Origin of the sequence: Nodosilinea sp. AN01ver1 (assembly GCF_050565655.1) — a bacterium.
Lineage (GTDB): Bacteria > Cyanobacteriota > Cyanobacteriia > Phormidesmidales > Phormidesmidaceae > Nodosilinea.
This window is the reverse complement of sequence record NZ_JBNXVS010000049.1, coordinates 1-24,242: the sequence shown is the minus strand read 5'-3', so window position 1 is coordinate 24,242 and position 24,242 is coordinate 1. Positions and strand designations below refer to the sequence as shown.

At 59.0% G+C, this 24,242-nt stretch carries 22 protein-coding genes and 1 pseudogene; 17 read left to right on the top strand and 6 right to left on the bottom strand.

The genetic code is table 11. The features are described 5' to 3' along the window. Positions 1-59: 59 nt before the first annotated feature. The 13 genes from ACQ4N7_RS25505 to ACQ4N7_RS25445 all read left to right on the top strand — a co-directional run bounded on the left by ACQ4N7_RS25505 (position 60) and on the right by ACQ4N7_RS25445 (position 12,380). Positions 60-3,353, top strand: coding sequence for a DEAD/DEAH box helicase (locus ACQ4N7_RS25505; RefSeq protein ID WP_430714256.1), 3,294 nt, complete (start codon positions 60-62; stop codon positions 3,351-3,353). 237 nt (positions 3,354-3,590) lie between these two features. After that, on the top strand, positions 3,591-4,169 hold the full coding sequence (locus ACQ4N7_RS25500; RefSeq protein ID WP_430714255.1) for a DUF2808 domain-containing protein: 579 nt from the start codon (positions 3,591-3,593) through the stop codon (positions 4,167-4,169). A 57-nt stretch (positions 4,170-4,226) separates the two neighbouring features. Next, the gene (gene rpmH, locus ACQ4N7_RS25495) at positions 4,227-4,364 is read left to right on the top strand and encodes a 50S ribosomal protein L34 (protein WP_072015962.1); all 138 of its coding nucleotides are present in this window, start codon (positions 4,227-4,229) and stop codon (positions 4,362-4,364) included. Between the two features lie 115 nt (positions 4,365-4,479). Then, the gene (rnpA, locus tag ACQ4N7_RS25490; protein ID WP_430714254.1) at positions 4,480-4,848 is read left to right on the top strand and encodes a ribonuclease P protein component; all 369 of its coding nucleotides are present in this window, start codon (positions 4,480-4,482) and stop codon (positions 4,846-4,848) included. Then, positions 4,835-5,230, top strand: coding sequence for a PH domain-containing protein (locus ACQ4N7_RS25485; RefSeq protein WP_430714253.1), 396 nt, complete (start codon positions 4,835-4,837; stop codon positions 5,228-5,230). The genes rnpA and ACQ4N7_RS25485 overlap by 14 nt, the downstream gene beginning before the upstream one ends. 118 nt (positions 5,231-5,348) lie before the next feature. Beyond that, complete coding sequence (gene yidC / locus ACQ4N7_RS25480) at positions 5,349-6,500, top strand: membrane protein insertase YidC (protein WP_106870098.1); 1,152 nt, start codon at positions 5,349-5,351, stop codon at positions 6,498-6,500. Between the two features lie 2 nt (positions 6,501-6,502). Then, entirely contained in the window at positions 6,503-7,003 is a 501-nt protein-coding gene (locus tag ACQ4N7_RS25475; RefSeq protein ID WP_430714252.1) for a protein jag, read from the top strand. 57 nt (positions 7,004-7,060) lie between these two features. Further along, a complete protein-coding gene (locus ACQ4N7_RS25470) occupies positions 7,061-7,576 on the top strand; it encodes a YceD family protein (protein ID WP_430714251.1) in 516 nt (171 codons plus the stop codon). 190 nt (positions 7,577-7,766) lie between these two features. After that, a complete protein-coding gene (locus ACQ4N7_RS25465) occupies positions 7,767-9,287 on the top strand; it encodes an AAA family ATPase (protein ID WP_430714250.1) in 1,521 nt (506 codons plus the stop codon). 73 nt (positions 9,288-9,360) lie between these two features. Next, on the top strand, positions 9,361-9,822 hold the full coding sequence (locus ACQ4N7_RS25460; RefSeq protein WP_430714249.1) for an SH3 domain-containing protein: 462 nt from the start codon (positions 9,361-9,363) through the stop codon (positions 9,820-9,822). Positions 9,823-10,065: 243 nt separating this feature from the next. Beyond that, a complete protein-coding gene (locus ACQ4N7_RS25455) occupies positions 10,066-10,230 on the top strand; it encodes a hypothetical protein (RefSeq protein WP_430714248.1) in 165 nt (54 codons plus the stop codon). Positions 10,231-10,626: 396 nt separating this feature from the next. After that, on the top strand, positions 10,627-11,412 hold the full coding sequence (locus tag ACQ4N7_RS25450; RefSeq protein ID WP_430714247.1) for a hypothetical protein: 786 nt from the start codon (positions 10,627-10,629) through the stop codon (positions 11,410-11,412). 83 nt (positions 11,413-11,495) lie between these two features. Continuing rightward, entirely contained in the window at positions 11,496-12,380 is an 885-nt protein-coding gene (locus tag ACQ4N7_RS25445) for a DUF1350 family protein (RefSeq protein WP_430714246.1), read from the top strand. Positions 12,381-12,400: 20 nt separating this feature from the next. Here the strand turns inward: ACQ4N7_RS25445 and ACQ4N7_RS25440 are convergent, their stop codons facing one another. From ACQ4N7_RS25440 to ACQ4N7_RS25430, 3 genes are all read right to left on the bottom strand, one after another. Next, positions 12,401-13,042, bottom strand: a complete 642-nt coding sequence (locus tag ACQ4N7_RS25440) for a TraX family protein (RefSeq protein WP_430714245.1) — start codon at positions 13,040-13,042, stop codon at positions 12,401-12,403. A gap of 159 nt (positions 13,043-13,201) precedes the next feature. Continuing rightward, positions 13,202-14,305, bottom strand: a complete 1,104-nt coding sequence (locus tag ACQ4N7_RS25435) for an S-layer homology domain-containing protein (protein ID WP_430714244.1) — start codon at positions 14,303-14,305, stop codon at positions 13,202-13,204. Between the two features lie 464 nt (positions 14,306-14,769). Continuing rightward, complete coding sequence (locus ACQ4N7_RS25430) at positions 14,770-16,185, bottom strand: NupC/NupG family nucleoside CNT transporter (protein WP_430714243.1); 1,416 nt, start codon at positions 16,183-16,185, stop codon at positions 14,770-14,772. A 200-nt stretch (positions 16,186-16,385) separates the two neighbouring features. Between ACQ4N7_RS25430 and ACQ4N7_RS25425 the strand changes: the two genes are divergently transcribed. Together ACQ4N7_RS25425 and rbsK are read left to right on the top strand one after the other, a co-directional pair. Next, positions 16,386-16,655 carry a hypothetical protein gene (locus tag ACQ4N7_RS25425; protein ID WP_430714242.1) on the top strand — a complete coding sequence of 90 codons (270 nt, stop codon included), beginning with the start codon at positions 16,386-16,388 and terminating at the stop codon, positions 16,653-16,655. 56 nt (positions 16,656-16,711) lie between these two features. Then, positions 16,712-17,659 (top strand): ribokinase, encoded by a 948-nt coding sequence (gene rbsK / locus ACQ4N7_RS25420; RefSeq protein WP_430714241.1) that lies wholly within the window; start codon positions 16,712-16,714, stop codon positions 17,657-17,659. A gap of 125 nt (positions 17,660-17,784) precedes the next feature. On the opposite strand, the gene ACQ4N7_RS25415 is transcribed toward rbsK, so the two are convergent. Then, on the bottom strand, positions 17,785-20,109 hold the full coding sequence (locus tag ACQ4N7_RS25415; RefSeq protein ID WP_430714240.1) for an amylo-alpha-1,6-glucosidase: 2,325 nt from the start codon (positions 20,107-20,109) through the stop codon (positions 17,785-17,787). A 117-nt stretch (positions 20,110-20,226) separates the two neighbouring features. Continuing rightward, positions 20,227-21,339 carry a glycosyltransferase family 4 protein gene (locus ACQ4N7_RS25410; protein ID WP_430714239.1) on the bottom strand — a complete coding sequence of 371 codons (1,113 nt, stop codon included), beginning with the start codon at positions 21,337-21,339 and terminating at the stop codon, positions 20,227-20,229. A 714-nt stretch (positions 21,340-22,053) separates the two neighbouring features. Between ACQ4N7_RS25410 and ACQ4N7_RS25405 the strand changes: the two genes are divergently transcribed. Together ACQ4N7_RS25405 and ACQ4N7_RS25400 are read left to right on the top strand one after the other, a co-directional pair. Then, positions 22,054-22,911 carry a TIGR02587 family membrane protein gene (locus ACQ4N7_RS25405; RefSeq protein ID WP_430714238.1) on the top strand — a complete coding sequence of 286 codons (858 nt, stop codon included), beginning with the start codon at positions 22,054-22,056 and terminating at the stop codon, positions 22,909-22,911. Between the two features lie 14 nt (positions 22,912-22,925). Next, positions 22,926-23,303: a hypothetical protein gene (locus tag ACQ4N7_RS25400; protein WP_430714237.1), complete on the top strand. Its 378-nt coding sequence runs from the start codon at positions 22,926-22,928 to the stop codon at positions 23,301-23,303. On the opposite strand, the pseudogene ACQ4N7_RS25395 reads toward ACQ4N7_RS25400, so the two are convergent. Continuing rightward, positions 23,284-24,117: pseudogene (locus tag ACQ4N7_RS25395) on the bottom strand (sensor domain-containing diguanylate cyclase); the annotation flags it as partial. The gene ACQ4N7_RS25400 and the pseudogene ACQ4N7_RS25395 sit on opposite strands and share 20 nt — an antisense overlap. Positions 24,118-24,242 lie beyond the last annotated feature (125 nt).

Sequence of the window (24,242 nt, the reverse complement as noted above, 5' to 3'; positions counted from 1 at the left end):
GCCCTATCTACCTGCTCCCAACGCACCCCATCCTTTGAGCGAGTCGTAGATACAGGGCAATGGCAATATTACACGTCAGTTGGGTTTCTCAGGCGCAGCAGTTTTTTCTCTGGGCTGAGGCCTGGCAGCCGCTGCCAGCGGAGGGGTTAGCCCCGTGGGAGGGGCTGCATCTCCACCCCTACGCCCTGGGGCAGGCCGATTTGGCTCAGGTGCTAGTCGGCATGCAAAAACAGCTAGCGGGACGGGCTAGCTCGGCGGGGGATGTGTTTCCAGCGGTGTTGACCGAGGCCGCGATCGCCGCTGGTAAGAGTGCAACCAAAGCCGCTGGGGGCGGGCGGCGATCGCGCACCGCAAAATCAGGCGCGCGCGGAGCCGTAGGCCCCGTCTGGGGTGAGATCACCCTGCCGCTACCGGCTCGCCTGCTAGCCACCGCGCTAGCGCCTGTGCATTCGGCCAAGCTAGATGCCCAGTTAGAGTCTGAAGCTGACGCCGAAACGGTGCTGCACCCCTGGCGAGTGCAGGGCTGGCACTTAGGCATAGCCGACTTTTTGCCGATTTTGCTGGCCCTGCCCCTGGGGCAGCACACCCCCACTGGCCCCGGCGACATTGGGGCCGACCTGCGCTACTGGGGTCACGTCGCCCGCTGGGGATTAAATTTGCTGGCCCGAGGCAAGTTTTTGCCCGATCTGGAACTCACCAGCCAAACCCTGGCCGCTAGCTGGCACCCCCTACTCGACAGCGCCCCCGACCAGGAGCGTCTGCGCCATTTTGCCCTGGCCATGCCGCTGGCCTGTCGGACCCATTTGCCCGCCGCTGCTAAGGGAGCGCTACCGCTGGCCTGCGGGTTCCCTTTGCTCGACCCCCAGCCGCTGCTGCTGCAGTTTTTGACCGCTTTAGTTGACTACCAGGTGCGCCAGGTAGCCCAGGGACAACCTCTCAATGGCCTGGCCAATCTGGGCAAGGAGCTGCCGCTGAAGCCCTGGCTGCAGGCCCTCAGTCAGCCGGTAGGCACTTTAGACGCCAGCGCCGCCAGTGCCGCCCGCCTTCAGGAAGCGCTGACCACCTGGACCACGCCGCTGCAAACCCTGGCCGAAGATCCATCCCGCCAGTTTCGCCTGCGGCTGGTGCTGCAGCCCCCCTCAAATCTCGACCAGCCCTGGCAGCTGCGCTACCAGCTCCAATCAGCGGCCAACCCCGACTGGCGGCTGGGGGCAGATCTGATCTGGCAGCACCCAGTGACCGAGCTACATCACCAGGGGGCCATGCTTAAAGCTCCCCAAGAAACCCTGCTGGGTGCCCTGGGCCGAGCCGCCCGCCTCTACGACCCCATCCGCGAAAGCCTGCGCCAGCAGCACCCCACCCACTGCGACCTCGACCCGATCCAGGCCTACCAATTCATCAAGGCCTCAGCCTGGCAGCTGCAAGACAACGGCGTTGAGGTCGAGCTGCCCCCTGGCCTGGCCCAAACCGCTGAGAGTGGCAGCGGACGCCTGGGGCTAAAGGTACAGGCCGAGGTGCCGCCCCAAAACCAGCGGCAGCGTCTCGGCCTCAAGAGTCTGCTCAACTTTCGCTGGGAACTGTCGATCGCAGACGAAACCCTCTCTGCCGCCGAGTTTGAGCAGCTGATTAACCAGGGCTCGCCGCTGGTCGAAATCAACGGCCGCTGGGTCGAACTCAAGCCCCAGGATGTGAAGGCGGCGCGGCAGTTTTTGGCGGGTCAAAAAACCGCCACTCCGCTTTCTGTCGAAGACGCCCTGCGGATTAGCACAGGCGATACTCAGCTGATCGACAAGCTGCCCGTGGTCAGCTTTGAGGCCACTGGACCGCTACAAACCCTGATCGAAACCCTGACGACAGGCAACCAAACCCTAGAAGAAATTGAGGCCCCCAGTGGCTTTAAAGGGACTCTGCGCCCCTACCAGGCACGGGGAGTATCGTGGCTGGCCTTTTTAGAACAGTGGGGCCTGGGGGCCTGCCTGGCCGACGATATGGGTTTGGGCAAAACCATTCAGCTGATTGCCTTCTTGCTGTATTTACAGGACAACGGCTGGCTCGAAACCCCGGTGCTGCTGGTCTGCCCCACCTCGGTGCTGGGCAACTGGGAGAAAGAAGTCAAGCGGTTTGCGCCCAGGCTCAAGGTCATGCTGCACCACGGCGATCGCAGGCCTCGCGGCAGCGCCCTGGCCAAAGCCGTAGCCGACCAGCACCTGGTAATTACCAGCTACGCCCTGATCTACCGCGACCTCAAGCCTTTGCAGTCGGTGAACTGGCAGTGCCTGGTGCTCGACGAAGCCCAAAATATCAAAAACTCCGATGCCAAGCAGTCGAAAGCGGCCCGCCAGATCGAAGCGCAGTTCCGCGTCGCCCTCACCGGCACCCCGGTCGAAAACCGCCTGGGCGAGCTGTGGTCAATCATGGACTTTCTCAATCCCGGCTACCTGGGGCCGAAGAACTTCTTTCAGCGCCGTTTTGCCACCCCGATCGAGCGCTACGGCGATACGGCCTCGCTGCGGGCGCTGAAGGGACTGGTGCAGCCCTTTATTCTGCGCCGCCTCAAGACCGATCGCAGCATCATTCAAGACCTGCCCGACAAGCAGGAAATGAGCGTCTACTGCGGCCTGTCTGCCGAGCAGGCCAACCTCTACCAGCAAACCGTCGATGCGGCGCTCGAAACGCTAGATGACGCCACCGGGGTGCAGCGCAAGGGCCAGATTTTAGCGCTACTGACCAAGCTAAAGCAGATCTGCAACCACCCGGCCCAGTTTTTGCAGGAGCCCAGCCTGGGGCTGAAGGGGCGATCGGGCAAGCTACAGCGGCTCGACGAAATGCTGGAGGAGGTGATTGCCGAGGGCGATCGCGCTCTGATCTTTACCCAATTTGCCGAGTGGGGCAAGCTGCTGCAGCGGCACCTACAGTCGTACCTGGGGCAGGAGGCACTGTTTCTCTACGGCAGCACCACCAAAAACCAGCGCGAGGCCATGGTCGATCGCTTCCAGAACGACCCTGCCGCACCCCGCATCTTCATTCTCTCCCTCAAGGCGGGCGGCGTGGGCCTCAACCTCACCCGCGCTAACCACGTCTTCCACTACGATCGCTGGTGGAACCCGGCGATCGAAAACCAGGCCACCGACCGCGCCTTTCGCATTGGCCAAACCCGCAACGTGCAGGTGCATAAGTTTGTCACCACCGGCACCCTCGAGGAGCGCATCCACGAGATGATCGAGAGTAAGAAGGTGCTCTCTGAGCAGGTGGTCAGCGCGGGCGAGGGCTGGCTGACCGAGTTCGACACCGACCAGCTGCGCAACCTGCTGCTGCTCGATCGCAACGCCATCATCGATGACGATGGCGAGTAAGCACCGGCTTGCTACAACGGTAGGGAGGCCAAGACCAGGTGGTAGGATCGGAGCTGGCGGCGGCGGATTGGCCCTGGTTAAACGCTCCAGCCAGCCGATGGGGCCCAGTCGCTCTGCCCGGTTGTGCCACTGGCACAGACCAGAGTGCTACGCTGGGTCGCCGGGAGTATTGTAATGAATGGCCTAGATTGGTTGCCCCAGGCTACCCGGCCAGATAGTTTTCATTGGAGGTACACCATGACATCCCTAAAGCAATCGCTGAAATTTGCCGCTCTGGGGCTGGCCGCCGTGGCCGCCGCCGTAGGCCTCAGCACGGCGCTGCCCCAGCCCACCCAGGCCCAGACTGGACTGACCATTTTTGGCGGGGTTGCACCCGAGTATCGCCTCGGCTACCTGATTGACTTCAACACCCCGTACAGCACCAACGCCCGCTACTACCTCAACATCATGCGGACCAAGCTGCCCCGCGACGTCATTTCCATGGAAATTGACTATCCCGATAGCTTCAACGAAATTGGTGGCCGCATTGACCCGAACAAAATTGAGCTGCGCATCGGCGACTGGCGCGGCGGCGAGACCATTCCCCTTAAAGTGGTCGATCTCTACGAAGATGAAAACCGGATTGAAATCATCCCCGAAGAGCCAATTCCTGCCAATACCAACCTGGTGGTGGTGCTCTCTGACGTGCGCAACCCCCGTCGCTACGGCTACCACTACTTCAACCTGCGCATGATGTACCAGGGCGATGTCATCGATCAGTACACCGGCACCTGGCCCCTGGAAATTGCTACCGATAACAATCAGCGCACTCGATAATGGCCAGCTAGTGCTACTATTGTAGACTGTGACTTTTTATCAGCAACAGGCAACGCCATGAGTAAGCGCACCCTAGAGGGCACCAACCGTAAGCAAAAGCGAACTTCCGGGTTTCGCGCTCGTATGCGCTCCCACACCGGCCAAAACGTGATCAAAGCTCGTCGCCGCAAGGGACGAGCTAAGCTCGCCGTCTAGCCCCGCTGGGGATAGTTCAAACCGTGGGTGTCAAGCATTTTGGCCCTGGGGCTACCAAAAGCTCCAGGGCTATTGCTGTTAGTAGAAATGCTGTTGAAATGCTAGGGGTTGGGCCGTGCTACCCAAACACAATCGACTGCGGCGATCGCGGCAGTTTTCCCAGGTCTATCGGCAGGGCAAAAAAGCTATCTCAGCCCACCTGATCATGCGGGTGCTGCCGCTGCCTGCTGCCCCCAGCGAGACTGGCGCTGGCCCCTGCATTGGCATTGTCATCAGCCAAAAAGTGCACAAGCGGGCGGTGGTGCGCAACCGCCTCAAGCGTCAGGTGCGCGCCGCCCTGAGAACCCTGCTGCCCCGTCTCAAACCCTCCCTCTGGGTCGTGATTAACCTCAAGCCCGAGGCCACCCAGTGCGAATATGGCGAATTTTTGCGAGAATTAGAGCAGTTGTTCACCAAGCTAGAGGTAATCCATGGGCATTCGTGAGGATGTGTTCTACGAGGGCGGCCCCCACATCGGCGATTTAATTGTCAACGTGCTGCTGGGCTTCACCATTATTTGCCTTCCCCTCACGGTTGGGGCTATCACCCGTGCCCTGTGGCTGCGCTACCGCATCACCAGTCGGCGCATTTCAGTTACGGGCGGCTGGATGGGGCGCGATCGCACCGACCTGATTTACAACGAAATCAGTAAAATCGTCACAGTGCCTCGCGGCATTGGCCTCTGGGGTGACATGGTGGTCACCCTCAAAGACGGCAGCCGACTAGAACTGCGTTCTATGCCTCGCTTCCGTGAGGTTTACGAGTACATTAACGAGCGCATTTCTCCTTCGGCCAAGGCCGTCAGCGGTGCCGTTGGTGAAGTCTAAACCTATTTAAAACTACGGCAATCCGTCACTAAGCGGGCGGCTTGCCTCCCCGACTATGGGGTAGATTAGGTAACTGAGCAGTTAACGTCGTATCCCCTGTAGCAGGGTTTTAGTGCCCATGGATTTTGGAATTGGATTTCTGACCAACAACATCATGTTGCCGATCCTAGATTTTTTCTATGGGATCGTGCCCAGCTATGGGTTGGCCATTGTCGCCCTCACCCTGGTGATTCGGTTTGCGCTGTACCCCCTCAACGCAGGCTCGATTCGCAATATGCGGCGCATGAAGGTGGCCCAGCCCCTGATGCAAAAGCGCGTCAAAGAAATCCAGGAGCGCTACAAAGACAACCCCACCAAACTCCAGGAGGAAATGAGCGGGGTGTACAAAGAGTTTGGTAACCCGCTGGCGGGCTGCTTCCCGGTGCTGCTGCAAATGCCCATTCTCTTTGCCCTGTTTGCCACCCTGCGGGGGTCGCCGTTTGCCGACATCAACTACGACGTCAACGTTCAGGTCTTTCCCCAAGAAAAAATTGAGCAGATTCAGCCCCAGGTGTTCAGCACTCCACCCAAGGCCATCTACGTCTCTGATGGCTCGCACTTCCCCATCTCGGCAGTCGTGCCCGGCGGCAACAAACTCGTAGTTGGCGAAAAGACCGATGTGCGCCTGCAAACCGCCGAGGGCGAAACCATCCAGTCTTTAGTTACCCAGTACAACGACGACATCGACAGCTTTAAGCCCCGTTGGGAAGTCACCAAAGGCGACGACGTCATTGCGGTGGATGAGGCGGGCCACATTACCGCTCTAGCTCCTGGTGAAGCCACCGTGCGAGTGCAGGCCCCCGGTCTAGCTGCTAACAAGGGCTTTCTCTTTATCAAAGCCCTGGGCCGCATTGGCGTAACCGGCGAAGACGGTGCTATCCACTGGGATATTTTGATTATGATCCTGGGCTTTGGAGCCAGCCTTTACCTCAACCAGGTGCTCTCAGGGCAGGGCTCGACCTCCAGCGACAACCCTCAGCAGGCGGCGGTGAACAAGTTCACGCCGATCATCTTCTCCGGCATGTTTCTGTTCTTTCCGCTGCCCGCCGGGGTGCTGATGTACATGCTGATTGCCAACATCTTCCAGACCCTGCAAACCTTCATTCTGTCGCGAGAGCCGCTGCCTGAGAACCTGCAAAAAATCGTTGATGCCGAAACCAAAACCAAGGCCGACGACGACAGAAAGACCCTGCCCTTTGAACCAGGGCGCAGCAAGAAGAAGAAGGCGTAACCATGGTCACCGATGCTGCTACCGCTGGCGTGAACTGGTTAACCAGCCTGCTGACCATGCAGGGGTTGACCTCAACCGTTAGCGCCCATCCGGTCGAAGATGAGTCTGGGGAGAGCTGCTGGCTCACCATCGCCGACGAGCCGCTGACGCCTGAGCAGGTGCAGGCTCTAATTGGCGAGGGCGGTGCGGTGCTCGACTCGATTCAGTATCTGGCGAATACCACCCTGAATTTGGGCAAGGGCCAGGATGAGCAGCAGGCCTTTACGATTGAGCTGGCGGGCTACCGGGCCAAGCGTCTGGAGGAACTCAAGACCATGGCCGCAGACGCCGCCGAGCGGGTGCTGGCCAGTGGGGAAGAGTACGAAATGCAGGGGCTATCTTCCGCCGAGCGCCGACAGATGCACCACTTTTTGGCCGCCCACGAGGGCCTGGCTACGTTCAGCCGAGGCCGCGAGCCCGATCGCCGTCTGGTCGTTTGTCTGGCGGGTAAGGCTCCCCAGTAGCCCCTACAGGTAGCCCCTGCAAAGCGATTGAGATGCGAGTCATGGGAGGGATGAGCGATGGACAAAGTGTATATACCCCACCTGCTGCAGCGGCCCGAGAAAACCCTCGTCGTTGACTTAGATACGCACCTGAGCGACCTGGAGACCCTGACCCCTGTGCGGGGCGAGCTGACCGTTATTCATCAGGGCACCTATTTGGAGGTCAAAGCTAGGGTTAATACCATTGTGACGCTGAGCTGCGATCGCTGTCTGAAGACCTACAACCACCGGGTGGTGATTGCTCCCCAGGAATTGATATGGCTGGAGCATGAACCCGACCCCGCCACCCTACCGCTGGAGCGGGAGGTAGCCGTAGATGACCTGGTAGAAACCCTGCCCCCCAACGGCCATTTCTATCCCGAAACCTGGCTCTACGAACAGATTTGTCTGGCTCTACCCCAGCCCCAAATTTGCGACGAAGACTGCTCTGGCATTGAAACTCGCCCCCAGGGCACCGCTACCGCCGAGCCTGTAGACCACCGCTGGGCCGCCCTGGCTCAGCTGCAGCAACAGCTCAATCTACCGGACGCTTAGCCTATTCCTTTTTAACTAGCCTATTCCTTTTTAACTAAAGGCTCACCGCAGGCGACTTTCGCCAACAGTAAAAGCTCTGAGTGGGTGAGCCTAGGGAATAACTTTTTAGCTCTCTACGCAGAGACTTCTCTAAAATTCGATAGGCTGGAAACGATACCAGAGAGTTGCAGGATACCCACGCCGCGCTGATATGGGTTTCACAGAAGAACTGGGGCTGCTGATTCGCGCCCGCTATCCGATCATCTACATTGCCACCGCCGAAGAGGAGCGGGCCGAGGCCGATATTGCCGCCTGTGCAGCGGCCCAGGGCAGTCGCGCCCTCTACACCTGGGATTTTGTCGATGGCTACCAGGGCAACCTCAACGACGCTGGCTTTGGCAAGCGCAACCCGCTGCAGGCACTAGAGCTGGTCGAAAAGCTGCCCGCTACCGCTTCGGCGGTGTTTGTGCTGCGCGACTTTCATCGCTTTTTAGACGATGTGGCCGTTTCTCGCAAGCTGCGCAACCTGGCGCGCCGCCTCAAGGCCCAGCCCAAGACGCTGATTATTCTCTCGGCTCAGCTCACCATTCCCGACGAGCTGAGCGAAACAGTGACGGTGCTGGAGTTTACCCTGCCCGATGCCGCCGCCATTCGACAGGAGGTGCAGCAGCTCTTGAGCGCCACCAGCACCAACCTGCCGCCGGGTATGCTGGAGGAGGTCGTGCGCACCTGTCAGGGGCTATCGCTGGAGCGAATTCGGCGGGTGCTGGCGCGGGCGATCGCCGCCCACGGGGCCTTTGACCCCAACGACCTCGACCTGATTCTCGACGAAAAGCGCCAGAGCATTCGCCAGACCCAAATTCTCGACTACTACCCCGCCAGGGAGCAAATCTCTGACATCGGCGGCCTGGATAACCTCAAAGACTGGCTGCTCAAGCGAGGTGCCGCCTTTTCAGAAAAAGCGCGCCAGTACGGGCTGCCCCATCCGCGCGGACTGCTGCTGCTGGGCATTCAGGGCACGGGCAAGTCGCTAACCGCTAAGGCGATCGCCCACCACTGGCACCTGCCCCTGCTGCGGCTCGACGTAGGGCGACTGTTTGGCGGTCTGGTGGGCGAGTCGGAGGCCCGCACCCGCCAGATGATTCAGCTGGCCGAAGCCCTGGCTCCCTGCGTGCTGTGGATTGACGAGATCGACAAGGCCTTTGCGGGCATGGATGGTCGGGGTGACTCGGGCACCGCCAGCCGCGTCTTCGGCACGTTTATTACCTGGATGGCGGAGAAAACCTCCCCGGTATTTGTGGTCGCTACCGCCAACAATATTCAGGCGCTGCCGCCCGAGATGCTGCGGCGGGGCCGCTTTGACGAAATTTTCTTTGTCGGGCTGCCCACCCAGAGCGATCGCCAGGCTATTTTTGAGGTGCATCTCTCGCGCCTGCGGCCCCACACCCTCAAGAGCTTCGACATTTCCCGGCTGGCCTACGAAACTCCGGATTTTTCTGGGGCTGAGATCGAGCAGGCGATCGTCGAGGCCATGCACCTGGGCTTCAGCCAAAACCGAGACTTTACCACCGACGACATTCTCACCGCCGCCAGCGAAATGGTGCCTTTGGCCCGCACCGCCCAGGAGCAGATCGAAGCCCTGCAGGCCTGGGCGGCGGCGGGTAAAGCCCGAATGGCCTCTCGCAGCGGCCTGGACCCCAGGCTGCGCCCGTCGCTGCCTGATACCGACTAGCGAGTCGATGCCGATTGGTCGGGGGTGCTGTACCATTAGCAAGCTGTAAACGATTTTTTGGCCGGTTCTGCCCATGAAAGGATTTTTCATTGGCCTGTCTAAGTTAATTTTGGGCGTTGCGATCGCCCTGATTTTGCTGTCGATGGCCGGAGTTGCCACCGCCCGCTACTTCATGGGTCGTCTCTCGGTGCTGCCGCCCAAGCCCCTCTACGGCGACGAGATGCCCACGGCAACAGAAGCCGTGCCAGCCGCACCAACCCCCGAGGCTGCAGCTGCCCCCGAGGCGGCCCCCGAGGCCGCGCCGCCTGAGCCAGCCCTTGAACCCGGTGCCTATAAGGCTGTGGTGGTGCAGCCCATTGGCCTGGTCATGCGCGAAGGCCCCGGTGTTGAGTTTCCCCAGGTGGGTGGCGTGGACGTCAACGAGGCCGTAGTAGTGCTAGAAGAACCCGCCGACCAGGATTGGGTCAAGGTGCGGGTGGTATCTAACGGTCAGGAAGGCTGGGTCAAAGCGGGCAATACTCGCCGCACAGAATAACCTTAGCTCTTGAACTGAAGCTGGATTTTATTGGCAGCTCTGCCTCTTTCCTGAGGAAAATATTAACTAATTTGACTAAGCCTTAAGCTTGGTATCAGTTCTTTGGGGCGGTCTGCTTTGGCTGAAGGCGGAATGATAGCGTGAGGTCTGAAAAGCAATCTGCCTGCTCCCTGGGGCGGGTACGTGGTATTCGAACAGCCACAGCTTTATTCTCCTGCGTTATATCCTGCCTTTAAACACCCTATGCATAATCTACAGAAAGACTGGATTGGCTCTGTTGCGATCGCGGCCCTGGGCGCTGGCGTGATCACCTCGTTTGCGGTGGCTCAGGGACAAAACCCGCTGGTGGGCCTGGCCATTACGGCGTTTGCTGCGGTTTCAGCTGTGGCGATCGACCACTTTTTGTAGCACCTGTCCTAAATCGCTTACCCTAAAACGAGCCCCCCGATAGTTGGCAGAACAACTGCTGACGGTCGGGGGGATTTGCTGTGCGATGCCGCCAGGGATTTTAACTTGGCTCGTTGATATCGCGGGGCGGCAATAGTAGCGCCGTTGTCGGAACGAATTAAGGCCTGGGCTGCTACGCCTGGGTAATTAACGGCTCTCCAGGTTGTTCTCGGCTTGTCTATGCAAACAACAATTCAAACTCGATAGGCAAGAGTACCCGCATGGGTCATTCTCACTGGCTAACGGCATGGACTTGAATAGTCATATCTAGGGAAGCTTGAGGTGCCTGAGAAACTAGGTCAACCGTCGAGTCTTCCCCGAGGTATTGATGACAACTCTAGTCAGTGAGAGACGACCATGTTACTTTCCACCTTTGAACTGCTGCTGAAGCCGATTACGCCGACCGCTGGCACCGTCAGCGGGTCCGATCGCAGCATTCTGCAAGGCTACTTCTTAAACGTAGCTAACCCCAACAGCACGTCCCTCCGGCTGCGGCTGCGGTTTAACGCCCAGAGCCCCCCTATCGATCGCACCAAACTCCTGGTGGCTAGAGACACGCTGGGAACGAACGAATTGACCAGCCTCACCGTCGCCAACACCTACGATTTTCGGCTCAACGCTGGCGACACCGGCCTGATCATTCTACAGCCCGACATCAGAACGCTGAACCCAGCTAACCTGGCTGACCAGATCGAAGTGCGGGGCTATGTAGAAATCTTTGCGGTGTCCCCTTTTCCCTTTCCCGGTCGGCCTCGCACCTTCCCACTGCTGGTCACCCCTGAGCATCGGGGCACCTTCCTGCCCTCTCCCGGCACCAGTGGTGACTTTGACCAACTGATCACCGCCCTACCCACCTCATCGGGTAGTGCCCTGCTCAATGTCGATACCGTACTTGACCCACCCGTTTTCGACGGTCCCTTTGTGCCTGGTCCCCAGTTTCCTCAGCCCATCCCTATCCCCGGCCCCATTGACCCGATTGGTCCGGTAGCTGGCGGTATTAACCCTGGGGTAATCGACCAGCTTGAGAATATTCAGCAGGTCTTGGGGTTTATGGCCCAGCGGCTCGACGACTTGAGCCAGCCGGTCCCAAACGGGATGCCAGCCGTAGTCACCAACGGTGCCCAGCGCCAGCCCGTCGCCTAGATCGCATATCAGCAGTGCCTGCCTGCCCTGGGGGGCAGGCACCCCCAACGGTCTCTCGCCCAACCCCTGCTGCGGTCAAACCTATGCCAACTATGCCAGATGTTGACTTGCCCAAATTCCGATTTAAACCGCTAACCACCAGCTGGGCTGCCATCCATCCCCGGCCCCAGGGCGTCATTTTCTTTATCGGTGGAGCTTTTTTCGGCACCTTTCCTACTGTCTTTTACCGTTACCTGCTCCGCAGCCTCTATCACAGCGGTTATACCCTGGTGGCTCTGCCCTTTCGGTTTTCTTTTCGGCACTGGTCGGTGGCGCTGAGCCTGGCTGAGGGTAAAGCCCAAATTCGTCAAGAACTGACGGAACTGGCCAGGCAGCACGGCTACAGCCACAGCCTTTATGGTGAAGAGCCTAACTCACCCGCCTTTAACTATCTGTGGCTGGGCCACAGCCTGGGCTGCAAATACATTGCGCTGCTTGAGCTATTAACCGATCGCGCTAAACAAGACAGTGCCGTACTGAATAACTGTATTGGATTGGGTCAATCTGAGCGTCTGGCCAATGCCTTGGGAAATGTTTCTTTGAAGCAGATTTCTCTGCTGAATCAGCCATCGATTTTGCTCGATCCGGTGATTTCTGACCTGGACGGGGCGGTGCCCATCAAGTCGCTGCGGGCACTGGTGGAACGGTTGATTCGCGTAGAGCCATCGATTGATCAAACCTACTGCCTGATCAATCGCTCTCGGCTGTTTGCCCTCACCTCGGTGATTGCGTTTACCAGTCGGCTGGCCAAAGAAACCGTTAGCACCTTAGAAGAGTTGCTCACGCTACAGCTGTCGAGTTTTAAGCAGCTGCCTCTGGGCAACCACCTGGCGGCGCTGGGGCTTAACCGAGGGAACGCTGAGCTGGTTGAAGCGGTGCTGCATGCGATTGATAAGGCAAAAGCCCGATTGCCAGATGCTCATCGTTGATCTGGGGTGGCCATTTGTAGCTAGCCTAGGCCCTGCCGAATCAGCCACAGCAGGGCCAGGTGGCCGGGGTAAAAGGCGTAGAACCACCGCGCTTTTGGCCCGCGATCGCCATTAGCTAGCCAAAAGATCGGGGGAACCGCGATCGCTGGTAGCTGAAACGGCCCTTCTATCCAGGCCCAAAGCAGGTGAAACCCGACCCAGGCCAGCCCCCACAGCACTGTGGGGCGGTAGTAGCGGGTGAGGGCAATGAGCCCGATGCCGTAGCTGCTATAGCCCATCGCCAGCAGCTCGCTCAGACCCGCTGCCCCGATCCAGATGGGCAGCTGAAAGCGAGGAAACCCTCGCGCTAAGCGCAGACAGATTAGCCCTAAAAGTAGCTCAAACAAAATATTGGGCCGAGCCGTAGCAAAGGTGAGTTGGTAGACAGGCTGAGACACCACGCCCAACACCGCCAGCCGCAGACCGTAGCGCCCCACCTGCTTGGTGTGAGCCTCGCCCTGCACCAGCAGCCAAATAAACAGCGGAAAGCTGATGCGCCCAACAATGCGAAACCCGATCGCATCGGGAAAAAATACCACGCCAATATGATCTATCAGCATGGTCAGCGCCGCTAAAAGCTTGATGTGGTAGCTGGTCAAGCCCCAGGGCGATGGGCTTTGCATAGGCGGCAGGGGTTATCTTGCGCCCTTTTGGTGTAGCACAGCCTGGGAGCGTGGGCTACTGTCGGGGGCTTGGTCAGGCCTGAGCTGGGCCGGATAGGAGAAAAAAAAGACGCCCCGCAGGACGCCTTAGTACTCGCTCAAAAGGACGTAGTCTGTAGCCTAGCGGTTGCCGGGGGTGCGGCCACCCTCATCATTGCTGCCGCCGTGGGGACGCGAGTTGCCAGGATCGCAGCCTTCGGCACCGTTGCCAATGCCCTGGTTACAGGCCTGCTTGCCGTCATCGTCGTCGTCGTCATCGCTGTCGTCATCGTCCATTTCACCGCCGCTGGTTTCGGTGGTGGTTTCGGTGGTGGTGGTCTCAGTAATAGTGATGGTTTCGTTCAGCGTGGAGAAATTGTCGCTGTTGACAATATAGGCCGACTCGATGGTTTCGACCTTGCCCAGGTAGGCCAGCGCCTGATAGACAAAGCCACAGGCTTCGGAGCGCGACACCACTTCAAACAGGTTGAGTTCGGTGACGTTGGGATAATTTACCAACATGCCCCGTTCTACCAGGGCCGCAATAATGACGCGATACTCGCTCGGAATTTGGCTGGCGTCGCTAAAGATGCTGAGCAGGCTGTCTACCGACTGACCGGAGGTCACCTCAGTAATCTTCAGCCCCTGTGCCAGCATCACCAGCATGTCCAGGCGGGTCATGGTATCGTCGGTATCAAAAAGCCCGTCGGTGATGTCTAAAAAGCCCATGGTGTAGGCTTTTTGAATGGCGCTGTAGGCCCAGTAGCTGCTGGAGACATTGCGCAGGGCGACGAACTGTCGCGTGGCAGGCTGATCAAAGGCCTGAGCAATCATGGCCGCATACTGGGCCTTGGTGAGGTTATTGGAGGGCAAGAAAGCGCCGTTGGGAAACCCGCTGACGACGTTAAGGGCAGACAGGCGGTAGACGAAGCTGCTAGCCCAATAATTGGTCGAAATATCGCTAAAGCTGACCTGGTTGACGGTGGTCGTAGTGGTTGTGGTGCGGCGCTGGTAGATGACTTCGCCAGATTCTACGTCGTCGTCATCGTCACCGTCGTCGTCGTCTTTGGTATGGGCAGCATCTAGGGCCTGGTCTAGCAAAGCGTCGTCTTTGAGCCAGTCAAAATCTTGAATCGGACCGCCCGCCAGGGCGATCGCGGCTCCCCCACTGCCGAGGGCCAGGGTTGCTAAAACAGCCGAAAGAGGCGCTAAACGCAGCAGCTTAGCCCAGTTAGTTTGAGTCATTCTCGTTCATTCCTGTAGAGTCGTTCGGAGTGTGGTGATAAATGGTAGATGGCCACTCCTACAGCGTCGTTGGAGTAGTTGACTTTCGCAGTTTTCCCGCTTTATTAGTCAAAATCACGGCGCTGCTGATTGCTAGTCTCCAGAGACGGGCTGGAACTCTTGAGGTTGCAGGGTTTTGGCTTCTTCACAAAACGCCTACTCGACCTTTGCAAATTCTTAATAAATAGCAGAATTGGGCTGAATTCAAGAATTTTTTATCATCTACAAAAAATATCTCAGCGCTAGCCTCGCTGCTGGGGCTATAGCGCCGTCTGATTCGGTTTACCTCAGTAAGTCTACGCAGCGCTGAGCCGCGATCGCAGCCTCTACAGCCCAACACTGCAAAATCTAGCGCAGCCGCAGGCTCGCTATTGCTCCTGAATGCTCGTTGTTGAGCCAGAGCCGCAGCAGGCTGTGGCGATACCCTAGCGCCCCAGCACAGCGGCCCCTTCGTAGAAAAAGATGCCGGCCACGCAGCCGGTCATCAGGGTAGCCAGGGTGCCGGCCCAGAGGGCTTTCCAGGCGACCTCGCTGATGTCTTTGCGGCGGGAGGGCACCAGGGTTGACAGACCGCCGACAAAGATGCCGACCGAGGGCAGGTGGGCAAAGCCGCAGAGGGCGTAGCTGACGATGACCAGGGCGCGATCGCTGAGGGTTCCTGCCGCCGCCGCGTTGGCCAACCCAATGTAGGGCGGAATCGCCGTCTCCAGGAACCGTCGCCCGATCAGCTGCGACGACAGCCACAGCTCTGGCCAGTCGAGCGACACCCCGGTGAGAAAGGTGAGGGGCAAAAACAGCGCCCCCATAATGTTTTGCAGGGTAATGACGCTAAACACCTGGCCGATGGCGCGCCACGGCGCAAACTCGCTGGTGGCGAGGTTGGCTAAATTGGCAAACACCAGATTGAGCAGGGCAATCAGGCCCAGAATGGCGATCAGGGCGGCGACGATGCCCACGGCCATTCTGACCCCGTCGAGGGCACCGATAATCAGGCTATCCATCGGGCTCTGGCGCTCGTCGTCGGCCAGGGCGATCGCGGGCACTTTGCCCAGGGTGTCGGGGGTCTCGGTTTCGGGCACCAAGATTTTGGCCAGCACGAAACAGGCCGGAATCGTCAGCACCGAGGCCGACATCAGGTGCCCGGCAATAGACGGGAAAATGGGCCGCAGGTAGCCCGCGTAGAGCCCCAGCACTGTGGAGGCGATCGAGCCGAAGCAGGAGGCCAGAATGGCGCACAGCTCGCTGCGGGTCATGCGTTCGAGAAAGGGCTTGATGGCGATCGCCGACTCAATGCCGACAAAAATATTTGCTGCCCCCGCCAGCGCCTCGGCCCCGCTGATCGTCATGGCCCAGCGAAAGAAGCGGGCGAACACCCGCACGATGGGCTGCACCACGCCCAGGTTGTACAGCAGCGCAAAAATGGCGGCAAAAAACACCACCTGCGGCAGCGAGCGAAAGGCGAAAATGTAGCCCAGGTTGAGGTTGTCGGCCCCCAGGCGATCGCCCGGTACGGCGGTAAAGGGCGGCGTCAGGGCGCGGGCAATCCAGCGACCGGCCCCGGCCGGGCCGACGGTTTGGTTAAAGTCGGGCACAAAAATGGGGCCAAACAAAAACCGCGCCCCGGCATCGGATGCATCGATTAGCGCATTGAGCAGCGCACTGAGCCAGACCACAATTTCGCGGGTAAAGGGCAGCAAAAACACCAGCAGCCCCACCACCAGCTGAATGCCGATGCCCCAGACAATCACTTTCCACGGCACCCGCCTGCGATCTTCTGAACCCAGCCAGGCAATGAAGCAAAGGCCAAAAATACCCAGCAGCGAAATCAAACGCAGTGCCATCGCGTATCCATGCTCCTTTTGGCCCAAAAGTTACGAGCCTGCCACCGATTATGCCGAAGAACGTCTGCCGTGAAGCGTACTTTCCTAGAACTTAACCAATGGGGGAAGCGGGGGCGTTGGTGGGCAGGTAGTGACGACGAGTCTGGCGGGCAGGCTGAGCTAATGCGTCCCATAATGGAACTGACCCCCCGCCTCACGCCATGGAAGCTTTTTCACCTTTTCCGCCCGATTGGGCCCAGTCTGCTACCCACGCCACTCAGTTTTGCTGCCCCCAGTGCGGGGCTGAGAGCCGCCAGGCCAAAGCGGTCTGGATCAACCGCCGATCGCCGGTCTTTGGGGCCGACCACCGCCGCAAGTGGCAGGAGTTTTACCACTGCGGCGAGTGCGCGACCCCTTGGTGGGCCTGGAGCAGCGATCGCCCCCCCTCGCCCTACGGCACTCCCGAAGACGACGATGGCGATCTGTTTTAGGTCATTTTGGCTAGCGTATGCTCGTTTAAACGTCTGAACGTTCGAGCGTTATTTCTATGACCTCTCACCCCTCGCCCAGCACCATCCACGTTTTCGGCAGCCTGAATATGGACTTGATCTGCCGTACGCCGCGCCTGCCCCAGCCGGGGGAGACGATTTTGGGCACCGACTTTAAAACCCTGCCCGGTGGCAAGGGGGCCAACCAGGCGGTGGCGGCGGTTCGCCTGGGAGCTGCCGTAGCCATGGTTGGCCGGGTTGGAGATGATGCCTTTGGCCAGCCGCTGCTGGGCAGCTTGCAAACCGCTGGGGTCAATATCAGCGGTGTAGAGGTGGATGCGGAGGCACCGACTGGGGTGGCGGCGATCGCCGTCGATGACTCAGGCCACAACACCATCGTGGTGGTGCCAGGGGCCAACGGGCGCGTCAGTGATGCCGATGTCGATCGGCTGGTAGCGCGACTGCTGCCGGGCGACAGTCTTTTGCTGCAGTTCGAGGTGCCGCTGCCCGCAGTAATCGCTGCCGCCAACGCCGCCAAGGCCCAGGGCGTAACCGTGATCGCAGACCCGGCCCCCGCTCGCGCCGACCTGCCCGCTGAGTTTTTTAAGGCGGTAGACATACTCACCCCCAACCAGGTTGAAGCCAGTCAGATGACGGGGGTAGATGTCAGCGACATTCCCAGCGCCACCAAAGCGGCTCGTCATCTGGTGCAACGGGGGGTAGCGATCGCAATCGTCAAGCTGGGGAATTTAGGAGCCGTAGTCGCAACCCAAGACCGCAGCTTCCATCAACCTGCTCTGCCTGTGAAAGCGGTCGATACCGTAGCGGCGGGGGATGCCTTTAACGGCGGGCTGGCCGTGGCCCTGAGCGAAGGGATGGCGCTAGAGGAGGCGGTGCAGTTTGCCAGTGCCGTTGCCGCCGCCTCGGTGATGGTGCCGGGGGCGCAGGCGTCGATGCCGGAGCGATCGCGGGTGGCGGCCCTGCTAATCGGTTTTAAGCATCTCTAGCTCACGGATTTGCCCTGAGCGGAGCCGTTCCCTGAGCGTAGTCGAAGGGAACGGCTCCGCTCAGGGAACGGCTCTAGCTATTTTCAGGGTTGGGGGTGCCGCACTAACGGCACAGACGATTGGAATTACACCTCGATCACGACCCGCAGGTTGCCGCGCTTGCGCACGACCCGGCAGGCGGTGGCCTCCTGCGATCGCTCAAACTCCAGGTCGAGCAGGGTTTGCCCCACCTTAAAGTTGTTGATCGCCATGTAACTGACCGAGGCCGGTAGGGTAGGCTGCACAATGCGCAGGTAGTTGTTGGCCGCGTCGGGCACCAGGTTCACCATAATTTGCAGCATTTGAAACATGGTGCCGGTGGCCCAGGCCTGGGGCGAACAGGCTACCGGGTAGCGCACGGGCCGACTGTTGGGGGTGCGCTCAAAGCCGCAGAATAGCTCCGGCGGGCGCTGGTAGGGCTGCACCACGGTCATATCAAAAATGCCCTGGACAATTTCGAGCGCCTGCTCAATGCAGCCCAGCGACCTGAGCCCAGCGGCAATGATGCCCGTGTCGTGGGGCCACACCGAGCCGATGTGGTAGCCCATGGGGTTATAGGCCGGGGAGGAACTGCTGAGGGTGCGAATGCCCCAGCCGCAAAACAGATCTGGGGCCCGCAGTCGCTCGGCCACGCTGTGGGCGTTTTCGGGGGAAAGAATGCCCGTAGCCAGGCAGTGCCCTGGGTTGGAGGTAATGCTATCCACCGCTTTGCCCTGACCGTCGAGGGCGAGGGCTACATAGCCTTGCTCGGGCAGCCAAAAGTCGCGCTCAAACCGCGCTTTGAGATCCTGAGCCTCGGCCCGCCAGCGAACGCCTAGATCCGGGCGCTGCATGATGTCGGCCAGAGGGGCCAGGCGGGTTTTAGCGGCGTAGACGTAGCCCTGCACCTCCGATAGCGCGATCGCCCCTTCGGCCAGCTTGCCCGCTGCATTGACAATGCAGTCGCCCGAATCTTTCCAGCCCTGGTTGACCAACCCCCCTGGCGACTGGCAGTAGTAGGTGACGTAGCCGGTCTTTTCGCAGCTGCGATCGATCCAGTCCATGGCGGCCAGGGCGTTGGGCCAGAGCTGCTCTAGCAGGGCGCGATCGCCCCTCCATGCATAGTAGTCGGCGTAGAGCATCAGCCAGAGGGGGGTGGCATCGACCGTGCCGTAGTAGGGGGTGTGGGGCACCTCGCCGCTGCGCGACATTTCGCCAAACCGCAGCTCGTGGAGAATTTTGCCCGGTTCTTCTTCGCGCCAGTCATTGTGCTGCTGGCCCTGGTACTCGGCCAGCACAGTCAGGGTTTGACGGGCCAGGGCGGGGTTAAAGATCAGGGTCTGCATGGCCGCAATGATCGAATCGCGGCCAAACAGCGTCGAGAACCAGGGCACCCCAGCCGAGAGCACCTTGTTTTCCCCAAAGGTTTGCCCCAGCAGGTAGGTGTCCTGCTCGGCTCGCTCAATAATTTGGTTGAGAGCCCGGTTGTCGGTGCGAATGGAGGTCACGCCCTCTCGCCAGCGCTGCTCCTCCATGGTTTCTGCCGCCACCGCTTGGCCCAGGGTGGCCGGAATGTTGACCGATGACCACGGCTGGTTGTCTAAAAAGGGCTGCAGGCGGTAGCCCAATACCTCGGTAGCGTGGGGCTGTAGCGCCACCCGCCAGACCGCCGTATAGCCCTCAAAGCGATCGGGGGGCCGCTGGTAAAACTGAATTCTCGACTCCATCAGCAGCCGATCCACCCCCTGGTAGGCCAGGGTGAGTTCCTTGCCATCGCCCCCGATCTGGCCGTTTTGAAAAACAGGCCCCGATTCTGCCGCCAGCCGCACCGGGCGCAGCAGCGTGCCGGTTTGCTCCCGCACCTGGCCTCGAATTTCAAACAGGTCGGCAAAATCGGCATCGAAGCTAATGCTCAGCTCGAACTCGACGGGTTCGGTGCTGTAGTTGGTCAGGGTGAGTTCTTCGAACAAGCCCCCTTGCAGCACGAGGTCGCGCTGAATGCCAATGGTCTCGGCGCGAATCTCGTGGTGGGTGTCGTCGCTGGCAATGTAGGGGTTAGCGCACAGCGCCGAGAGGGCAAACCCTTCCTGCGCGGTGCTGCTCAGCAACAGCGGCGGTTGCCCTTCAAACTGGAGTTCCAGCCGACTCAGAAACCGCGTATCTCGACAAAACAGCCCCATACTGGAGGTGACTTGCACATCCTCAGCATTGACGACGTTGCCCAGGGTATCGGTAATTAAAAACAAGTCGTTGCCCTTGAGGGTCAGCGTGGGCTGCTGCCGCTTGATCGTGGTGTAGGGCCACTCTGGCACCGGCACCTGCTGGGCGGGGGCAAAGGTGCGCCCCCCTAGCTCCACAATATGAAGAGATTCTGCGTTGAGAGATTCTGCCAAGCCAGACCCCAGCTGATTTTGATTAGACGAGTCACTCATGGTCATGGTTTATATACAGTGGCTGCGTGGAGATCAAAAATGGGTGTTCAACTGTGTAATCTGCCCTACTCCATTCCAATCAGGCATGCCCCACGCGAGGCAAGCCCGCCGGTGAGTCTACAGGGTAGCCTTGACTGGCTCGGGTCGCCCAGGCTGCTCAAGCGCCCTGGAAATCTGGGGCCGGTAGGTGAGCTTATGGCGATCGCTCAGCACCTGCCGGTAGACGGCCTCATAGCCATTCACCATGCGCTCGACACTGAAATTGAAGGCGACATGGTCGCGGCAGGCCTGACGGCTAATGCGGTGAATGCGCGCCACCGCCTCGACGCTATCGTCAACGCTGTGGCACAGAAAGCCCGTCTTACCGTCAGCCACAACTTCCGGTGCCGCCCCCATCGCCATCGCAATGACCGGAGTGCCGCTGGCCATCGACTCGGTCATCACCAGCCCAAAGGGTTCCGACCAGGAAATGGGAAATAAGGTGGCGGTGGCGTTACCGATCAGGTTTTTTTTCTGCGCCTGGCTCACTTCTCCCAAAAACTCGATTTGCTGCCCGTCGATGTGGGGAGCGACCTGACGCTCGAAAAACTGCTGGTTTTCAAAGTCGATTTTGCCCGCCATTTTGAGTGGCCAACCGCTGCGTTTGGCCATTTCGATCGCGCGGTGAGGGCCTTTTTCCTCTGACATCCGACCCAGAAAGGCCAGGTACGGTGGCTCCTGGGCCTGGGGATAAAAATCAAACTGCTCTAGGGCGATCGCATTGTAGACCGCAGCCACATAGTTCAGCTCCAGCTCTGGACGCTGCTGAGATTTAGAGACGCTGACTAAATTTTGCTGTCGATACTGGCTAAAGATTTTTTCGGCTGCAGGGGGCATCGCCCCGTGCAGCGTATGCACCACCGGGGTTGGGCTGCCCTGGGCATGGGGCAGAGCAGCCACATCCATATGGGAGTGAATGATGTCAAACTGGTCGGCCATGGCAAAGACCTTGGCCAGCTGGTGCTGTTCGTAGCGCTCGTAGTCGGGGGGCAGTACGCCTAGCGGTCTGAGGGCGCGATCGCAGCCGGGCACCAGCCGCGCCGCTGTCTCTGAATCGCCCGTTGCAAACAGCGTCACCTGGTGCCCCCGCCGCACCAGTTCTTCCGTTAGTAAACTGGCAACCATCTCGGTTCCGCCGTAGGCTAATGGTGGAACTTGCTCCCACAAAGGTGTGACCTGTGCTATTCGCATAAAACCCTCTCAAACTAGCCAGCTAGTCAGTAACGTGTTGTGAAACAGAACTTGAATCTGCCAAGAAAATCTGCGGACAGACCCGGCAAAACAATCGATTTTGACCTCGATTAATGCTGCCTACAGCATTGTCTATTCGCGATGTTTGCGGGCTTATCTTTAGAGAGAGATTGAGGTTGCGGCCACAAGAACCATTCAAAAGGGGTAAGCCCTGCTTCTAAAGAGATAGTTTGTGGATTTTTTGTGCCTGAGCCCAAAAAATTCTGCTCTGGATTTACGCTAATTTAAAGAGTCGCAGCGACAATAGCTCCAGAATGCCCTAAAAATATCTAGGCCAGCAGCTCAAATGGCATAGACCTAGTTATTTAGCCAGTTTTTGCTGGCGCTCTGTACAAGCTTTAAGAGAGTGTCTAAAGTAGCATGTCTTTGGGTATAGTTGGGGCAACCTAGGGTTGCTCTAAACTTGACTGAAGCAGCGTTACTCACAAATTTTATCTGTCGAAAAAATATTGACCTGTCAAATAATTTAGGCGAAATTGCTGTGTAGATAATCTTGTTCGTCAATGGGCAGAAGACTTCAGCTGTAACTAGCAGGATCCTATCGCGGCTGTTTTCAGGTTGGGGGTTTAGCCCTTTTGTCTGTAGCTATAGCAACCAACTGAGCGATTAGCAGAGGCCCGAATTCGCTAAGATTAGGTACGACTCAGGTGATCAATGGCACGACCTAAAGCCCATGAATGGCGGATCGAACTGGATGACCTCATGCGCGGCATCGCTGGGGCATTTCTGTTTGGTGCGCCCTTTCTCTACACTATGGAGGTTTGGTGGAAAGGCAACTTTACCTCACCGCCTCGGATGATGCTGATTTTGGCCATGGCTTTTCTGGCCCTGGTGCTGCTGAATATAAAAGGAGGGTTTCGCGCGCAGCAGCCCCGCAGCCGCACCCAGATTTTGGTCGAAAGTGCTGAGGGCCTGGCGATCGCCCTCTTTACCGCCACCCTCAGTCTGACGCTGCTCGACATCCTTCACATTGAGACCGGCATCGATGCCATTATGGGCCGTCTGATCACCCTGTCGCTGCCCTACTCGATCGGGGTCGGCATTGCTAACAACATTTTGCTGAGAACCCCCGACGACAACGAAGCTGACCACGCCAAAAAGCGCAGCCACCCCTGGCGCAGCACGCTCTCGGATGCGGGTGCCGCCCTGCTGGGGGCGATCGTCGTCGGCTCCTCAATCGCGCCCACCGACGAAATTCCCATGATCTCCAGTTCGCTGGAGCCCACCCGCCTGCTGCTGATCATGGCCAGTTCGCTGCTGCTCTCCTACGTGATTGTGTTTGAGGCCAACTTTGGCGCTCAGCGGCGGCGGCGATCGCAGGCCGGTTTGTTTCAAAGCCCAGTTAGTGAAACCGTGGCTGCTTACCTGATTGCCCTGGCCACTGCAGCGCTCATGCTGTGGCTGTTTCAGGTGATTCGGGTGGGTGACCCAATCAACCAGTGGGTGAGCTATATCATCGTATTGGGCCTGCCCTGCACCATTGGCGGTGCGGCTGGTCGCCTAGCTGTATAACCTCCAAACGCGCCATGTCTGAACAGCCCATCCGCAATCCAGCTGAATGGTTTTCCCTTGCCATTTCCCTCACGCTGCTGTCGGCGGTGATTGCTACGGTAGCGTCGCTGTGGCTGAAGCCATCGCTCAAACCCGCTGAATTTACCGTGGAACCTGGCAAAGTGAGAACCGCCAATGGCAACTACTACCTGCCCGTGACCATCAGAAACGAAGGCGATGCCACCGCCGCCGAGGTCACCCTGGAAGGAACGCTAAACACCACCAGCCCCGAAGAAGTGGCCACCACTACCTTCGATTTTGTGCCCGCCCGCTCCGATGCCGAAGGCGTCCTGATCTTTAGCCAGGAGCCCTCGGCTGCGACGGTACGGGTAGTCAGCTATCAAGAACCTTGACCGTCGCCATACCGTTTTTCCCCTGGGCCTTAGCCTGGTAGAGCCCCTGATCCGCAGCGGCAATTAGCGTTTCGGGCGACGACTGCTGGTGGGGAACAGTCGTCGCGATCCCAAAGCTGAGCGTAATCAGGGGACTGGTCTGGGAGTTGGTGTGGGGAAGCTGAAGCGCTTCGATATTCGTCTGAATGGCTTCAACAACGAAGATTGCCCCCTCGGTTGTAGTGTTTGGCAGAATAACCGCAAATTCTTCGCCCCCGTAGCGCGCTACTAGATCGGAAGGGCGCTTACAGGCCTGCGCAATGGCCATGGCCACCTGTCGCAGCACATCATCCCCGGCTAGGTGCCCATAGGTATCGTTGTAGAGTTTGAAGCAGTCAACATCACACAAAATTAGCGACAGGGGCGCTTGCTCGCGGGCCAGCCGCTGCCACTCGGCGCTCAGTCGGGCATCGAAGCAGCGGCGATTGGCCACCTGGGTCAGCCCATCTACCGAGGCCAGCCGCTGCAGCTCTTGATTGGCGGTTTGCAGCTGGTGGTAAAGCTCCGACTGCTGAATCGCGATCGCCGCCTGACTGGCCAGTTGATAGAACAAATTCACCTCAGACTGCTGCCACTGCCGCGGATGGCTGCACTGGTGCGCAATCAATAGCCCCCACAGCCGCTCTTTTTGCAAAATTGGCACAATCAAATTGGCTCGAATTTCTAAGCTCTTTAGCAGGTCAATGTGGCACGGCTGCAGCCCGACGGTTTCAATATTTTCGATGGCTCGAGTGTTGCCCTGCTGATAGTAAGCCGCGTGGGTGGTCTGAAAGCAGGGCCATTTCATTCTCAAGGAAGGCTGAAGATGCTAGAGTTTCAGGCTGATTCATCTTTTCCTTAGGCTCTATGCATCTTTCTCCTCCATCCCCTGCTACGGTTCCCCAAACCCACCCCGAGTCG

What these genes read in the sequence shown, in the direction of transcription:
- ACQ4N7_RS25505 (WP_430714256.1), top strand. Translation starts at nt 60, where the DNA reads ATGGCAATATTACACGTCAGTTGGGTTTCTCAGGCGCAGCAGTTTTTT.
- ACQ4N7_RS25500 (WP_430714255.1), top strand. Translation starts at nt 3,591, where the DNA reads ATGACATCCCTAAAGCAATCGCTGAAATTTGCCGCTCTGGGGCTGGCC.
- rpmH (WP_072015962.1), top strand. Translation starts at nt 4,227, where the DNA reads ATGAGTAAGCGCACCCTAGAGGGCACCAACCGTAAGCAAAAGCGAACT.
- ACQ4N7_RS25485 (WP_430714253.1), top strand. Translation starts at nt 4,835, where the DNA reads ATGGGCATTCGTGAGGATGTGTTCTACGAGGGCGGCCCCCACATCGGC.
- yidC (WP_106870098.1), top strand. Translation starts at nt 5,349, where the DNA reads ATGGATTTTGGAATTGGATTTCTGACCAACAACATCATGTTGCCGATC.
- ACQ4N7_RS25475 (WP_430714252.1), top strand. Translation starts at nt 6,503, where the DNA reads ATGGTCACCGATGCTGCTACCGCTGGCGTGAACTGGTTAACCAGCCTG.
- ACQ4N7_RS25470 (WP_430714251.1), top strand. Translation starts at nt 7,061, where the DNA reads ATGGACAAAGTGTATATACCCCACCTGCTGCAGCGGCCCGAGAAAACC.
- ACQ4N7_RS25465 (WP_430714250.1), top strand. Translation starts at nt 7,767, where the DNA reads ATGGGTTTCACAGAAGAACTGGGGCTGCTGATTCGCGCCCGCTATCCG.
- ACQ4N7_RS25460 (WP_430714249.1), top strand. Translation starts at nt 9,361, where the DNA reads ATGAAAGGATTTTTCATTGGCCTGTCTAAGTTAATTTTGGGCGTTGCG.
- ACQ4N7_RS25455 (WP_430714248.1), top strand. Translation starts at nt 10,066, where the DNA reads ATGCATAATCTACAGAAAGACTGGATTGGCTCTGTTGCGATCGCGGCC.
- ACQ4N7_RS25450 (WP_430714247.1), top strand. Translation starts at nt 10,627, where the DNA reads ATGTTACTTTCCACCTTTGAACTGCTGCTGAAGCCGATTACGCCGACC.
- ACQ4N7_RS25445 (WP_430714246.1), top strand. Translation starts at nt 11,496, where the DNA reads ATGCCAACTATGCCAGATGTTGACTTGCCCAAATTCCGATTTAAACCG.
- ACQ4N7_RS25440 (WP_430714245.1), bottom strand. Translation starts at nt 13,042, where the DNA reads ATGCAAAGCCCATCGCCCTGGGGCTTGACCAGCTACCACATCAAGCTT.
- ACQ4N7_RS25435 (WP_430714244.1), bottom strand. Translation starts at nt 14,305, where the DNA reads ATGACTCAAACTAACTGGGCTAAGCTGCTGCGTTTAGCGCCTCTTTCG.
- ACQ4N7_RS25430 (WP_430714243.1), bottom strand. Translation starts at nt 16,185, where the DNA reads ATGGCACTGCGTTTGATTTCGCTGCTGGGTATTTTTGGCCTTTGCTTC.
- ACQ4N7_RS25425 (WP_430714242.1), top strand. Translation starts at nt 16,386, where the DNA reads ATGGAAGCTTTTTCACCTTTTCCGCCCGATTGGGCCCAGTCTGCTACC.
- rbsK (WP_430714241.1), top strand. Translation starts at nt 16,712, where the DNA reads ATGACCTCTCACCCCTCGCCCAGCACCATCCACGTTTTCGGCAGCCTG.
- ACQ4N7_RS25415 (WP_430714240.1), bottom strand. Translation starts at nt 20,109, where the DNA reads ATGAGTGACTCGTCTAATCAAAATCAGCTGGGGTCTGGCTTGGCAGAA.
- ACQ4N7_RS25410 (WP_430714239.1), bottom strand. Translation starts at nt 21,339, where the DNA reads ATGCGAATAGCACAGGTCACACCTTTGTGGGAGCAAGTTCCACCATTA.
- ACQ4N7_RS25405 (WP_430714238.1), top strand. Translation starts at nt 22,054, where the DNA reads ATGGCACGACCTAAAGCCCATGAATGGCGGATCGAACTGGATGACCTC.
- ACQ4N7_RS25400 (WP_430714237.1), top strand. Translation starts at nt 22,926, where the DNA reads ATGTCTGAACAGCCCATCCGCAATCCAGCTGAATGGTTTTCCCTTGCC.